Annotated in this window: 10 protein-coding genes; all 10 read left to right on the forward strand. The window is 33.6% G+C overall.

All coding sequences use genetic code 11. From position 1 onward, the window contains the following. Positions 1-135 precede the first annotated feature (135 nt). The 10 genes from nifH to CLJU_RS02445 all read left to right on the forward strand — a co-directional run bounded on the left by nifH (position 136) and on the right by CLJU_RS02445 (position 15,068). Positions 136-954 carry a nitrogenase iron protein gene (nifH, locus tag CLJU_RS02400; protein ID WP_013237172.1) on the forward strand — a complete coding sequence of 273 codons (819 nt, stop codon included), beginning with the start codon at positions 136-138 and terminating at the stop codon, positions 952-954. A 147-nt stretch (positions 955-1,101) separates the two neighbouring features. Next, positions 1,102-1,428 carry a P-II family nitrogen regulator gene (locus tag CLJU_RS02405; protein WP_013237173.1) on the forward strand — a complete coding sequence of 109 codons (327 nt, stop codon included), beginning with the start codon at positions 1,102-1,104 and terminating at the stop codon, positions 1,426-1,428. Positions 1,429-1,441: 13 nt separating this feature from the next. Further along, entirely contained in the window at positions 1,442-1,834 is a 393-nt protein-coding gene (locus tag CLJU_RS02410) for a P-II family nitrogen regulator (RefSeq protein ID WP_013237174.1), read from the forward strand. 23 nt (positions 1,835-1,857) lie between these two features. Then, positions 1,858-3,468, forward strand: a complete 1,611-nt coding sequence (gene nifD / locus CLJU_RS02415; protein WP_013237175.1) for a nitrogenase molybdenum-iron protein alpha chain — start codon at positions 1,858-1,860, stop codon at positions 3,466-3,468. Next, the gene (gene nifK, locus CLJU_RS02420) at positions 3,468-4,829 is read left to right on the forward strand and encodes a nitrogenase molybdenum-iron protein subunit beta (protein WP_013237176.1); all 1,362 of its coding nucleotides are present in this window, start codon (positions 3,468-3,470) and stop codon (positions 4,827-4,829) included. The genes nifD and nifK overlap by 1 nt, the downstream gene beginning before the upstream one ends. 613 nt (positions 4,830-5,442) lie before the next feature. After that, entirely contained in the window at positions 5,443-6,780 is a 1,338-nt protein-coding gene (gene nifE / locus CLJU_RS02425; protein ID WP_029702505.1) for a nitrogenase iron-molybdenum cofactor biosynthesis protein NifE, read from the forward strand. Positions 6,781-6,802: 22 nt separating this feature from the next. Then, positions 6,803-9,484, forward strand: coding sequence for a nitrogenase cofactor biosynthesis protein NifB (nifB, locus tag CLJU_RS02430; RefSeq protein WP_023162707.1), 2,682 nt, complete (start codon positions 6,803-6,805; stop codon positions 9,482-9,484). Between the two features lie 187 nt (positions 9,485-9,671). Next, entirely contained in the window at positions 9,672-10,709 is a 1,038-nt protein-coding gene (locus CLJU_RS02435) for a homocitrate synthase/isopropylmalate synthase family protein (RefSeq protein ID WP_013237179.1), read from the forward strand. Between the two features lie 49 nt (positions 10,710-10,758). Further along, the gene (locus tag CLJU_RS02440) at positions 10,759-11,559 is read left to right on the forward strand and encodes a beta/alpha barrel domain-containing protein (protein ID WP_013237180.1); all 801 of its coding nucleotides are present in this window, start codon (positions 10,759-10,761) and stop codon (positions 11,557-11,559) included. 176 nt (positions 11,560-11,735) lie between these two features. After that, entirely contained in the window at positions 11,736-15,068 is a 3,333-nt protein-coding gene (locus tag CLJU_RS02445) for a cell wall-binding repeat-containing protein (RefSeq protein WP_013237181.1), read from the forward strand. Positions 15,069-15,075 lie beyond the last annotated feature (7 nt).

The following is a 15,075-nucleotide window of genomic DNA, read 5'->3' on the forward strand; positions in this document are numbered from 1 at the left end:
TATCGGTTACAACGTATATTTTTTAATAAATTAGTAATTTAAATGTTGATTTTTCTAAAAAGGTATGATATATTTTTTATAAATTATTAAACAATAATTGTCATAAAAAAATTATAAGTGAGGAGTGAGTGTAAAATGAGACAGGTAGCTATTTATGGAAAAGGTGGTATTGGAAAATCTACTACTACACAAAACTTAACTGCAGGATTAGCAGAAATGGGTAAAAAAATAATGGTAGTAGGATGTGACCCTAAAGCAGATTCAACCAGATTACTTCTAGGAGGACTTGCACAAAAGACAGTTCTTGATACTTTGAGAGAAGAAGGAGAAGATGTAGACTTAGATGAAATATTAAAAAAAGGATATGGTGGAATAAAATGTGTTGAATCAGGTGGGCCTGAACCTGGAGTTGGATGTGCTGGAAGAGGTATTATAACTTCAATTAACATGCTTGAACAACTCGGCGCTTATGATGATGATTTGGATTATGTTTTTTATGATGTACTAGGTGATGTTGTCTGCGGTGGTTTTGCAATGCCAATACGTGAAGGCAAGGCACAGGAAATATATATAGTAGCTAGTGGTGAGATGATGGCCATGTATGCGGCAAATAACATATCAAAAGGTATAAGTAAATTTGCAAACAGTGGTGGAGTTAGATTAGGAGGCATTATATGCAACAGTAGAAAAGTTGAAAATGAGAGGGAATTACTTGAAGCTTTTGCAAAAAAACTTGGAACTCAACTTATCTATTTTGTACCAAGAAGTCATGATGTTCAAAAAGCAGAAATAAATAAGCAGACTGTTATAGAGTTTAGTCCTGAAGTTGAACAAGCAGATGAATATAGGGCACTTGCAAAAGCTATAGATGGAAACGACATGTTTGTAATACCAAAGCCAATGGCACAAGACGATTTAGAAGCTATACTTATGGAACATGGGTTGATGGATTAAAATGAATATTAAAAATAAAACAAAAAACACTAGAGTATACCTCTTAGTTTGTGAATGGAAACGCCAAGAGATATACCCAAAAAATAAGTCAGAATCGGTCAAATTCTAACTTTTTATAGTGTAACACAAAAGGGGAGGGTATTCAATATGTTATTGATAAAAGCTATTATTAGACCTGAAAAAGCACCAGAAGTTCTATCAGAATTATGCGATGCTGGGTTTCCGGCAGTTACCAAATTTGATGTAGTAGGCAGAGGTAAACAAAGAGGCGTGAAAGTAGGCGAAATATTTTACGATGAAATACCAAAACAAATGCTGCTCATAGTAGTAAAAGATGAATATAAGGATGATATTATAAAAATCATTACTAGAAGTGCAAAAACCGGTAATAAAGGAGCTTTTGGAGACGGAAAAATATTTGTAACTCCTGTGGAGGAAGTATATACAATAAGTTCGGGTACAAATGAATTATAAGGAGGCATGTAAGGTGAAAGAAGTTATGGCTATTATTAGAATGGATATGGTGGGCAAGACAAAAGATGCCCTTGCTGCAGCTGGATTTCCATCTATTACATGCAAAAAAGTTGTTGGGCGTGGTAAGAAAAAGGTGGATTTTTCTATAATTCAAGATTATATATCTGGAAGCGATATGGTGGATTTTTCAGATAAAAAAGTTGCAGAGCAGATATCTGAAGTGCACAGATTAATTTCAAAGAGGTTAATTATTGTACTGGCTAAAGATAAAGAAGTAAAAAAGGTTGTTGATGCTTTAATAGAGGCAAATAGGACAGGAAATCCTGGAGATGGAAAAATATTTGTAATAGATGTAACTGATGTTGTGAGAATAAGGACAGAAGAAACTGGAGATGAAGCTGTTTAATCTTTATGGAAGGATGTGATTTTATGAGAAAAGAACTAAATAAAATAGTAGATGAAGTTTTGGAGCCATATCCAGCTAAAACCTATAAAAATCGAAAAAAACATATAGTTATAAAAACAAAGGAAGATCCAAAACCTGTTATTGAAGCGAATATAAGGACAGTGCCTGGAGTAATTACATCTAGAGGATGCTGTTATGCAGGCTGCAAGGGTGTTGTCATGGGTCCTATTAAAGATATGATTCATATAACCCACGGACCTGTAGGGTGCTCTTTTTATAGCTGGGGTGGAAGAAGAAACAAAGCTAAAAGTGAAAAAGGCAGCCAAAATTTCATGGAATATGTTTTTGGTACAGATATGGAAGAAAAAGATATAGTTTTTGGTGGGGTTGGAAAGCTTAGACAGGCAATAAAAGAAGCAGTTGAAATTTTTCATCCTAAAGCTATAGGTATATATGCTACATGTCCTGTTGGACTTATAGGTGATGATATAAATGCAGTGGCACAGGAAGCTAAAAAACTTTATGGAATCAATGTGCTTGCCTTTAGCTGTGAAGGATATAAGGGAGTAACCCAATCTGCAGGACATCATATAGCAAACAATACTGTTATGAGTGAGATCATTGGTACTGGAAAAGGTGAGCATAAAAAATATTCCATAAATATATTAGGTGAATACAATATTGGTGGAGATGCTTGGGAAATTGAAAGAATTTTAAACAAAATAGGATATAACGTAGTGGCAACTCTTACTGGTGATGGGAGTTACGAACGTATTCAAAATGCCCACACCGCCGATGTAAACTTAGTGCAGTGTCATAGATCCATAAACTATATAGCAGAGATGATGGAGACCAAGTATGGTATACCGTGGATTAAGTGTAACTTTATAGGTATACAGGGTACTGTTGATACTTTAAGAGATTTAGCTAAAGTTTTTGATGATCCATATTTGTATAAAAAAACTGAAGAAGTCATTGAAGAAGAACTTGCAGATATTCAAGTAGATATGCAGTATTATAGGGAAAAACTTGAAGGTAGACTTGCTTGTTTATTTGTTGGTGGATCAAGGTCACATACTTATCAGGTGCTTTTGAAAGATTTTGGGGTAAAAACCATTCTTGCAGGATATGAATTTGCCCACCGTGATGATTATGAAGGCAGGGAGGTCATTCCTACAATAAAGATTGATGCTGATAGCAAAAATATTCCCCAATTGACTGTACATCCTGACAAGGAAAAATATCATGTGGCTTTACCTAAAGAGAGGGTAGAAGCCCTCAAGTCAGAAGGTGTACCTCTTGCTTACTATGGTGGAATGGAAAAAGAAATGGATGAAAATACGGTAATAATAGATGACATGAACGCACATGAAATGGAAAAATTGATAAAGGAACTTCACCCTGATATGTTCCTCACAGGAATAAAAGAGAAATATGCTATTGAAAAAATGGGAGTTTTGTCAAGACAGCTTCATTCTTATGATTATACAGGTCCTTATGCAGGATTTAAGGGAGCAATAATATTTGCAAGGGAACTTGCAGGAGGTATATATACTCCGGCATGGAAGTATTTAACTCCACCTTGGAAAAAAGAATCCTTATTGGAAGGAAAAGTTGTAGGAGGTGAACAGTAATGTTAGATGCAACACCAAAAGAATTAGTAGAAAGAAAGCAGCTGCGAATAAATCCGGCTAAAACCTGTCAACCTGTTGGTGCTATGTATGCGGCTCTCGGAATTCATAATTGCCTTCCACACAGCCATGGTTCACAAGGATGTTGTTCTTATCACAGAACTGTACTTTCAAGACATTTCAAAGAACCTGCTATGGCTTCTACAAGCTCATTTACTGAAGGAGCTAGCGTGTTTGGTGGAGGAGCTAATGTAAAAAAAGCTGTTAAAAATATATTTGCCATGTATAATCCAGATATTATAGCTATTCATACGACATGTTTGTCAGAAACTATAGGAGATGATTTACCTACTTATATAAGAGAGATGGAGATACCTGAAGGTAAACTTGTCATTCATGCCAATACACCCAGTTATGTTGGCTCCCATGTTACTGGATTTTCCAATATGGTAAATGGTATGGTTCAATATCTTTCTAAAAGTAACGGAGAGAAAAATGGAAAATTTAATATAATACCGGGATTTGTAGGCCCTGCAGATATGAAAGAAATGAAGAGAATTTTTAAACTTATGGATATTCCATATATAATTTTTCCTGATACAAATGGAGTATTTGATACTCCAAATACAGGGGATTATAAGATGTACCCTAAAGGTGGAACAAAAATTGAAGACATAGTTGATGCTGGAAATTCAGATTTTACTGTAGCCTTTGGAAATTATGCTTCAGAACTTGCGGCAAAATCTCTTGAAAATAAGTGTAAGGTTCCATATAAAACCTTGAGGGCACCTATTGGAATAGATGCCATGGACGATTTACTTATGAATTTAGTTAGGTTGACAGGTAAGGAAGTATCAGCAGAACTTGAGGAGGAAAGAGGACAGCTTCTTGACATGATGATTGATAGTGCCCAGTACTTTAATGGTAAAAAAGTAGCTATAGTTGGAGATCCAGATGTGGTCATTTCCCTTACCCAATTTGTCATAACCTTGGGCATGATTCCTAAATATGTCATAACTGGTACTCCAGGATCATTATTTGAGAAGGAAATTAAAGCTATGATGGATGAAGCAGGTTTAGAAGGAATTGCGAAAGCCAACAGTGATTTCTTTGAAATGCACCAGCTTATAAAAAATGAAGGAGTAGATCTTCTCATTTCAAATACGTATGGTAAGTTTATTGCTAGGGCAGAAGATATCCCGTTTGTTAGATTTGGATTCCCTGTAATGGACAGATATGGACATCAATATACTCCAAAAGTTGGATATTACGGTGCAATAAAATTAGTTGAGTCAATGTTAAACGCCATGCTTGATAAAGAAGAGAGAGAATGTGCGGAAGAAGATTTTGAAACAGTAAGATAAAGCTTCTAAGTTAAATATTAAATTGACCATAGGATATTTTTACAACCTTCAGTACTGTTAAATATTTTGATAAGTCTAGGAGAAAAATTTAAGAAAAGACTAAGAATTTTTGAAAACTCGTACCTCAAACAATTCAAAAATTCTAAGCTTTTCAAAATTTTTCACTGAGACTTATATACAAAATATTTAAATGCACTTCATTATTGTAAAAATATCTCTATAGTATAAATTAAATTTTAATCTAAGAATCGTGTAACAAGAATCAAAGTGAATTTTGTCATCATATTCTCAAGTATAAGTTCAAATCTTATTTAGATTTCTATAGTGGAAATTGGTTAAATAACAAATAATGATAATTTTTCTGAGGTACGAATAAAATAACTATTATTTAAACTTTGAACTTTTAAATAAATAAAACTAAAGCCTATTGAAGCGAAGCTACAATACTGAGTACATTTTAGATTTTCTGAAGCTTTAGCGGAAGAAAATCATCCATAACTTTTAACTATTAATTCTCAACTATTAATTAAAAAGGGGTGGGTTGTTTATGGAAAAAATAAAAGAAGATTTTTATCATGACCTTCACGAAAAAAATAGAGATAGATTTTTAAAATTGGAAGCTAGAAAGTCAGAAATCCTAGAAGATAGAAAAGAATTTGTCTGTTATAACTCCAAGGACAAAGATACAAAAATCAGATGTGAGGAAAATAGTGTTTCTGGAGCTGTCAGTCAGAGAGCATGTGTGTATTGTGGAGCAAGGGTAGTTTTAAATCCTATAACAGATGCTTTTCATTTAATACATGGGCCAATAGGCTGCGCTGCTTATACGTGGGATCTTCGTGGAAGTTTATCAAGTGGTTCCGAATTATTTAGAAATAGTTTTTCTACGGATTTAAGTGAAACTGATGTTATATTTGGTGGCGAAAAAAAATTGAGAGCAGCTGTAGATGAAATAGTAAATAAATTTCACCCAAAGGTTATATTCATATATGCAACCTGTATTGTAGGAGTTATCGGAGATGATGTAGATGCAGTCTGCAAGATGGCCGAAGAAAAATACAAAATAAGAGTAATACCTGTGAAGTCTCCTGGATTTTCGGGGAATAAGTCTACTGGTTATAGAGCTGCCTGTAATGCCATATTGAAACTCATAGGAAATAAAAAAAGTGAAAAAAGGCTAAATGGAATCAATTATCTTGGTGACTTTAATCTGGCAGGAGAAGTATGGGTAGTAGAAAACTACTTGAAGAGGATAGGAATTAACATTGTTTCAAAACTTACAGGTGATGGAAAAGTTGATGAAATAGTGAAAGCACCTGGGGCAAAACTTAACATAGTTCAGTGTGCCGGTTCTATGGGATACTTAGCTAAAAAAATGGAAGAACTATATGATATTCCGTTTATAAAGACAAGTTTTGTAGGTCTTGAGGATACTGAAAATTCACTTTTGCAGGTGGCACATCTTGTAGGAAATGAAGAAACTGTAAAAAAGGCAGAAAAGCTTATAAAAGAAGAAGAAGAAAAGATACAACCTGAACTTGAATATTATAGGGGAAGGCTTAAAGGCAAAAAGGCTGCAATATATGTAGGAGGTGGCTATAAGGCCATATCACTTATAAAACAATTTAGGGACCTTGGAATTGAAACTGTAATGGTTGGAACTCAAACTGGAAAACCAGAAGATTATGAAATAATAAGGCAAATTACAAATGAGGGTACTGTAATACTTGATGATGCAAATCCTTATGAACTTGAAAGATTCATGGTTGAAAAGGGAGCAGATGTCCTTGTAGGAGGAGTTAAAGAAAGACCCCTTGCATATAAACTTGGAGTTGCTTTTTGTGACCACAATCATGAGAGAAAACACATACTTGGAGGATTTCAGGGAGCTATAAATTTTGCTAAGGAAATAGATTTGACTGTAAATAGTCCTGTTTGGCAATATATATAAATTTTATGGAGGGATGATGGAGATGAGCAATAAAAAATTGGTAAATGTAGATATAAATCCATGTAAAATGTGCATGCCTATGGGAGGAGTAATGGCCTTTAAGGGAATAGAAAATAATATGGTAATTTTACATGGTTCTCAAGGCTGCAGCACTTATATCAGAAGACATATGGCCACCCACTATAATGAGCCTGTGGATATAGCATCATCTGCTCTTACGGAACAGGGAACTGTATATGGTGGAAGTGAAAATTTGAAAAAAGGCCTTAGAAATATGATTAAAATGTATGAACCTACTACTATTGGTGTAATGACAACCTGTCTTGCAGAGACCATAGGAGAGGATACAAAGAGGATAGTAGAAGAATTCTATAATGAAGAAAAGGATAATGAGAAAATTAAAAATATAAAGATAATAACAGCATCTACACCGGGATATGGTGCTACCCAGGCAGAAGGTTACTTTCAAGTTTTAAGAAGTATTGTTGAACAAGCATGTGAAAAATCTGAGAGTACAGGAAAATTAAATATAATATGTGCCAACTTAAATCCGGGTGATGTGAGAAATATAAAACAAATATTAGATGATTTTAAAGTAGAATATACGATTTTACCGGATGTATCTAATACCCTTGATTCTGCTCATAATGAAAAATATAAGAGAATTCCAGCTGGAGGAACTAAAATAGAAGATATTAGAAAAATGTCTGGAGCAGTAGGCACTATTGAAATGGGCATGACTATTTCGGATGATAAATCTCCTGGCACATATTTAAAAGATAAATTCAAAGTGCCTCTTTACAAATGTCCCATACCAATAGGTTTTAGAAATACAAATAAATTTATTGAACTCATATCTAAAATAACTGGTATTTTAATACCCCATAAATACGTAGTTCAAAGGGGAAGATATCTTGATGCCATGGTTGACAACCATAAGTATACAGGTGAGGCAAGGGTACTTTTATACGGAGAGCCGGAACTTGTATATGCAGTGTCAAGGCTTTGCGAAGAAAATGGAATATTAATAAAAATGATAGGTATGGGATCTAAAAATGAAATGCTTAGAGAAAAGTTAAAGGAAGAATTAAAGGTTCAAAAAGAGGAATGTATCGTTTTAGATGATACTGATTTTAAAACTATGGAAGATTATGCTGAAAAGCTTAAAATAAATTTGATTATAGGAAATTCAGATGGTAGAAGAATGGCACAAAAATTGAAGCTTGAAATAATAAGAATAGGGTTTCCTATCCATGATAGAGTTGGAGGACAGAGGCAGGTAATAACATCATATAGTGGGTCTGCATTTTTAATAGATTCTGTGGCAAATGTTATGCTTTCTCATACTCAAAATACTTACAGGGAAAAAGCTTATAATGACTTTTATGCGCCTTTTGCAAAAATGGCAGAAAAAGAAAGTATACAATCTCCTGCTGATAAAATCTGTACACATCCCTGTTTTGGGGATAATGCGCATGAATTTGCTAGAATGCATATACCAATAGCTCCAAAATGTAATGTAAGTTGTAATTACTGCAGTAGAAAATATGATTGTGCAAATGAAAGCAGGCCGGGAGTAACAAGTGAGGTTTTGAGTCCAAAAGAAGCTCTTGAAAAGTTCAAAATTGTTAAGAGTAAAATGAAAAATTTGACTGTAGTAGGTATAGCAGGTCCTGGAGATGCCCTTGCAAATTTTGATCAGGTTAGAGAGTCGCTGAAGCTTATAAGAGAGTATTCTCCTGAAACAACTTTTTGCTTATCTACTAATGGACTTATGCTCCCATTCTATGCAAATGAACTGGTACAGCTTGGTGTATCACATGTCACAGTTACAATAAACACAGTAGACAGCAAAATAGGATTGAGAATATATAAAGAGGTAAATTATTTAGGACACAAATATATTGGAGAAGAAGGAGCAAAAATACTTTTAGACAACCAACTTACAGGACTAAGGTATCTGTGCTCCAAAGGTATAATATGCAAGGTGAATATAGTTATGCTCAAGGGTATAAATGATAATCACATAAAAGAAGTAGTTAAGAAAGTTAAGGAATGTGGAGCATATATGACAAATATAATGCAGATGATACCAGTTTCGGGAAGTGTATTTGAAGATCTGCCTCTTGTTTCCAATATAGAATTAAATGAAATGAGAAAAAAATGTGAAGTGAGTATGAAACAAATGTACCACTGTAGACAGTGCAGGGCAGATGCCATAGGAACACTTTCAGAAGATCATTCTATAGATTTTAGAAATGTAGGCTGCGGAGGCTGTTTGGGCAAATGTTCTGATGATAAAAAAGTAGAAGAAGAGAAGCTCCTTAAAAATGCAGCTAAAAGTAAAAAATATAAGTTTGCAGTATCCTCTAAATCAGGTATTAATATAGATCAGCATTTTGGACACGCTAATGAATTTTATATTTATACTTATAATGATGGAACTACAAAGTTTTTAGAAAAGAGGAATGTGGATAAATACTGCACAGGAGTGTACGAATGTGATGAACATGAGGATAAAATGGAAAAAACCATGAAAGCCATAGGTGACTGTAATGCGGTTCTTGCACTTAGGGCAGGTGTTGATCCCACAGAAAAGTTAGAAAAAAGAGGAATTAAAGTTATTGAAATGTATGATTCTATAAACAAAGGTATAGTAAAAGCTGTAAAATTATTGGAAGACGATAAAATTCAAGTCTATTGAAGCAATTCGTAATATACAATTTGTCAAAGAGCAAATATCAAAGAGTAAATAACAGATAATGATAATTTTTCTTCCTAGCGTCAGAAAATATTAAAATTATAGATTTCCTGAGGTACGAAGGAAGTCATCATTATTTGAACTCTGATATTTGAACTTTGAACTTTAACTGTGCATTGAAAGGTGGTGTATGTATGTCCATTATATTAGGAAAAGAAAAAAATTTATTGTAGATAGAACTTTACCTGAAGTTGTAAAAAGGACTGAGATAGTTGACCAGGATTTAGTGGGTCAATTTATAGCACTTATTAAAAATATAGGTGTAGATTTTGTAGAAATTAATGGTGAAGTACTTCAAAAAATAAAAGACCTTCCTGAAAATGTAGATTACATATACAGGGTGGGAGATCTATTAGATGTGTACGAATTTGAACATTTAATTATAGATTACAAAAAAGCTGAAACATTACCAAAGGAATTTTTAAATAAGCTAAGAAATAAAAAGATAATATTAGAAGTAGATATTAAAGTTTTAGAGCAGTTTAATGTAGAAGATAACTGTAAAATTTTTAGTAAACTTAATATAATATGCATTAGAATAAAAGGCATTGTAAAGTATAACATAGCTGGGTGGAACAGACTTATAGAAAATATAAAAAATAGGTTTTCAGTATATGTGGATTTTTGTGCAGATGATAAATTTTATATGGCAACTTCCGTAAGCATTGAATCCTGTGTTGATGGTGCCGATGCTGTAACTGCAGCTTTTAATGGACAGGTTTATGGATTTGCATCTTTAGAAGAAGTTATTTTAGGATTAAAGATTATAAAAAATGGCAAAGTATGTGGAGACTTAGAATTTATGGAACAGCTAGCAGAAGTGTATACAAAACTTACTTGTGAAAAAGTGCATCCTATGAAAGCTGTAATAGGAGAAGATATTTTTAAATATGAATCCGGTATTCATGTCGATGGTATAGAGAAAAATCCAGATAATTATGAACCTTATAGTCCCTATGATATTGGAAAGAAGAGAATCATGTATATAGGGAAACATTCCGGGAAAAAAGCAGTGATGATAAAACTGAAGGAACTTAATATAAACTATCAGGATGTAGATATTGGAGAATTTTTGAAAGAAATAAGAAAAAATAGCATTAAACTTAAAAGAAATATTTTTGATAAGGAACTGATTGCAATGTTTAATAATTTTAAAAATATTCAGTAACTATTCACTATTAATTATTAATTCTTAACTAAAAAAGGAGGTGCTTCATATGGATGTTAATGTTGTAGACACTACTTTAAGGGATGGTGAACAGAAAGCAGGCATAGCCCTTGGAATAAATGAAAAAGTTAAAATTGCCAAAATTTTAAATGATATGGGTATTTATCAGATAGAAGTGGGTTCGGCAGCTATGGGTGGAGAAGAAAAAGCAAGTATTGAAAAAGTTGCAGCGTTGAATTTGAAAAGTAAAATATCATCATGGAACAGGGCAAATATTAAAGATATAGATGCTTCCATAGACTGTGGTGTAGATATAGTTCATATATCTATTCCTACATCTGATTTACAGATTAAATCTAAACTTGGAAAAGATAAAGCTTGGGTTTTAGAGCGTATAAAAAAATGTACAACCTATGCTTTAGAAAAAGGGTATGAAGTAACCGTAGGTATGGAGGATGCCACAAGGTCTGATATAAATTTTTTAATTGAATTTTGCACAGCTGTTTCTGAAATTGGTATCAAAAGAATAAGATATTCTGATACTGTAGGTATATCTTATCCAAGGAAAGTTTTTTATAGCATAAAAAAGTTACTTCAGGAAGTACCTATAGAAATAGAAATTCATGCTCATAATGATTTCGGAATGGCATTAGCAAATTCTCTTGCAGCTGTAGAAGCAGGAGCTAAGTTTGCAAACTGTACAATTTCAGGCGTAGGAGAAAGGGCAGGTAACTGTGACTTTATCAAATTTGCCAGAACTCTAGATATGTTTGAAGGCGAAAAAATATGTCCCCTAAATATCAATGATTTATTAGAAACAGAACAAATACTTAGGTGCCTGTCACTGTAGTGGAACATTTATGTCCCCATTCGGTGCCTGTCACCATAGTGAGATACTTTTGCTCCCTTTCGGTGCCTGCAACCAGATAATGTAATTGCAGTAAAATAAATAAATCCTATCATTAAAGCAAAAATGTATGGTACAATATTCATATATTGCTAAATAAGGTAGGAGGTAATAAGTATATGAAAAGAAATGCTATAAAGGCAATAAGCACCACGGCTGTACTATCGTTGCTGCTTTCACCAGCACTTCCTGTTACTTCTGCTAAAGCGGCAGCAGGGGAAGTTACAAAATTATCTGGAGCAGATTGTTATGAAACAGCAGCTGCAGTTGCTGAACAAAATTGGACAAGTACTGACAATGTAATACTAGCCTCAGGTGAAGGATATGCAGATGCTATAAGTTCTGCAGTACTTGCGAAACAGTTGAATGCGCCTGTGCTTTTAACTGAGGCAGGATCTCTTAATTCTAATGCAAAATCTGCACTGGATAAGTTAAAACCAAAGAATATATATATAATAGGTGGAACGGCATCAATATGCCAGAAAACAAGAGATGATCTAAAGAGTCAAGGTTATAATTTAATTGAGTTAAGTGGGAAAAATAGATATGAAACTAACCTTGCAGTAGCTAAAGAGCTTGTAAAGCTAGGGGTAAGTACAGATAATATAATGATGGTAGGTGGAGAAGGATTTGCAGATGCTCTATCTGCTGCACCTGTAGCAGCTGCTAAAGGTGAGATACTTTTACTTGGAGTTAATAGTACTCAGGCTATGAGTTCTATAGAGAATTTTATAAAGAGTAACAATTCTAAAGTTACTGTTGTAGGTACACAAGCTTTAATAAATGACGATACATATAAAAGTGTGGGTGCTGTAAACAGGATATCTGGAGGATCAGATAGATTTGCCACTAACTTAAATATATTAAACCAATTTGACAGTGAACTGAAGGCAGATAAACTTTATATTGCAAATGCTTCCGGTGATAAATATGCAGATGCACTAATTGCAGCTTCTATAGCTGGAATAAGTGATGCACCTCTTGTACTTATTGATGGTCAGGATGACAGTGGCACTGCAAATGCAATGAATTATATTAAAAATAAAGCAGGAAAAACTACGGATTTAAATCTTATAGAGGAAAATGGAATAGTTTCTGACAAAACTATCTCTGATATAAATGCAGCAGCATCAGGAAGCGGAGTTGAAAGTGCAACAGTTGGATCTGTATCTACAAATGGACTTAATCAGATAAAGATTGTATTCAACACGGATGTGGATAAAAACTCTGCAGAGAGGGCTGCAAACTATCAAATAGATGGTGGAGATCTTGGATCAACTGTGCAAAATCAATCTACAGCAACACTTCAGGAGGACAATAGAACGGTTTTTATTACATTTTCTCATCCCTTTACTTTAAACAAGAGTGTGACTTTTACTGTTAAAAGTGCTATAAATACAAAGAATTTAGGAAGTACTATACCTAAATATGACAAACAAATCACCTTTTCATCTATAGAGACTCCAACCCTTGATTCTATAACAGCTATAGGTGGAAACAAGTTAAGGGTGAAATTTTCAGAACCAATTAGAATGGACAGCAGTAATTTGTCTTCTTTCAAAATAAATAGGCAGAGTATAACTGCTTTTGGAATAAATACTTCTGATTCTGTTACTAAATTTAGGAATAAATCCTTAGATGGGGTGTGGGCTGATGGTGTAGACTTATATTTCAATTCTCCACTTCCAGTAGGCAAAAATACCTTTACTGTGCCAAATGGAGAAGCTGGAAGCAAATTTAGTGATGCAGCCAATTTACCAATAAGCAGTACTTCAAAAGATTTTACTGTAAATTCTGTATCTGGAAACCCACAAGTTCAAAGTGTTACAAGTAACAATGTAGATACTATTTATATAAAGTACAATAGACCTATGGATCAACAGACAGCTCTTGAACCAAGCAATTACAAACTAAATGGAACTACAGTAGATGTGGATGATTCTTATGTAACTTTTGATACGGGTTCTGGTGACACTATAGTAAAGATTACAAAACTTGGAGATAAACTTAAGCAGGGAGAAAATACAGTTACTGTAAAGGGAAACGTTACAGATACTTTTGGAAACTACATAAATGAATCTAATATGAACCTTTATGTTGGAGGAGATACCACTAAACCTACAATATCTACAGCTAGTATTTTTGATGAAAAAACAATGAGAATTAAGTTTAACAAAGATGTTTCTACAAGTTATGCTCAAAATAAGGGAAATTATACTGTACTTGACTCCACAGGAGCGAATATTAGTTATGAAATTGATCAAATAAATGCTATAACTATAGATGGAAACAGTAAAAGGACTTTTGACATAAAATTTAAAGAAAATGATCTTAAAGGTTCAAAATATACTTTGACTGTAAAAAATATAATTGATACAGAAGCAAATCCCAATATAATGGATAATTATACTACTACATTATCTGGAATGGACAATGAAGGTACAAATGTAACTGAGATATTGAGAAGGGTAGATAATCCTCATGCTGTTGCACTATTCTTTAGCAAGGCTATGGATCAATCTTCTTTAGAAAATTCATCTAATTATATGTATAAAGACGGTCAGGGATATACAAGAAGCTTACCATCCAGTGCTACAGTTACTCCAAGTATTGATGGCAAAAGTGTAACGATAGAATTTAATTCTGACTATACTATAGGCTCAGGAAGTAGCGGCTCCAGTGTAATTCAAATGGGAGTAAAAAATCTTAAGGATGTAGATGGAAATCCACTGGATCTTGGATCATATATGGGAGATATAACTATAGATGATAATAATGATGGACCAGGACTTGTAGCAGGTACTGCCCAGATGACTTTCATAAGTAATGATATATATGTCAAGGTATCCCTTTCAAAACCATTAGATGTATTATCCTTTAATGATTTTCGAGTAGCAGGTTATGCACCGGATACTGGGTCTACAAGTGGAAATGATGTAACACTTATATTTAAATCTGGAATTAAAAATAATCAGAAAATAAATGCCATAAAAAATGCAGGTAGTATGACTAATGTAAGCATAGAAAATACAAGTTCTGTAGATGCAGCAGGACGTAACATAAAGTCTGGTTCTACTGCAGTGTATATTCCCCCTATAACTAATCAGGATATGTGGTCTGCCAGTCCTAATTCTGGTATGAATGTTATAAATGTGGTATTTAATCAAGAAATAGATGATGATATTGTTACTTCTTATAATGATGACTTCTTGTTTACAGATGAAGAAACAGGACAGCAATTAACGCCTACATCAGTTTGGGTAGATAATAGAACTCTTGTTTACAGATTTAATAATGGTACCTTAAATAAAGGTGATCGCATTTTAGTAAGAGCTAATAGTGATAGTTCTAAGATAAATGTAAGAAGTGAAAATCACAATACTTCAGGATATACAATTTATTCTCCATCTGATAGTGATATTTCAGGTAAAATTGTAACGGTAGGAGAATAAAATATAA

This window comes from Clostridium ljungdahlii DSM 13528, from assembly GCF_000143685.1.
Taxonomy (GTDB): domain Bacteria; phylum Bacillota; class Clostridia; order Clostridiales; family Clostridiaceae; genus Clostridium_B; species Clostridium_B ljungdahlii.

Bases quoted from the DNA above. Each gene is read 5' to 3' on its own strand.
- nifH (WP_013237172.1), top strand. From the start codon at position 136: ATGAGACAGGTAGCTATTTATGGAAAAGGTGGTATTGGAAAATCTACT.
- CLJU_RS02405 (WP_013237173.1), top strand. From the start codon at position 1,102: ATGTTATTGATAAAAGCTATTATTAGACCTGAAAAAGCACCAGAAGTT.
- nifD (WP_013237175.1), top strand. From the start codon at position 1,858: ATGAGAAAAGAACTAAATAAAATAGTAGATGAAGTTTTGGAGCCATAT.
- nifK (WP_013237176.1), top strand. From the start codon at position 3,468: ATGTTAGATGCAACACCAAAAGAATTAGTAGAAAGAAAGCAGCTGCGA.
- nifB (WP_023162707.1), top strand. From the start codon at position 6,803: ATGAGCAATAAAAAATTGGTAAATGTAGATATAAATCCATGTAAAATG.
- CLJU_RS02435 (WP_013237179.1), top strand. From the start codon at position 9,672: ATGTATGTCCATTATATTAGGAAAAGAAAAAAATTTATTGTAGATAGA.
- CLJU_RS02440 (WP_013237180.1), top strand. From the start codon at position 10,759: ATGGATGTTAATGTTGTAGACACTACTTTAAGGGATGGTGAACAGAAA.
- CLJU_RS02445 (WP_013237181.1), top strand. From the start codon at position 11,736: ATGAAAAGAAATGCTATAAAGGCAATAAGCACCACGGCTGTACTATCG.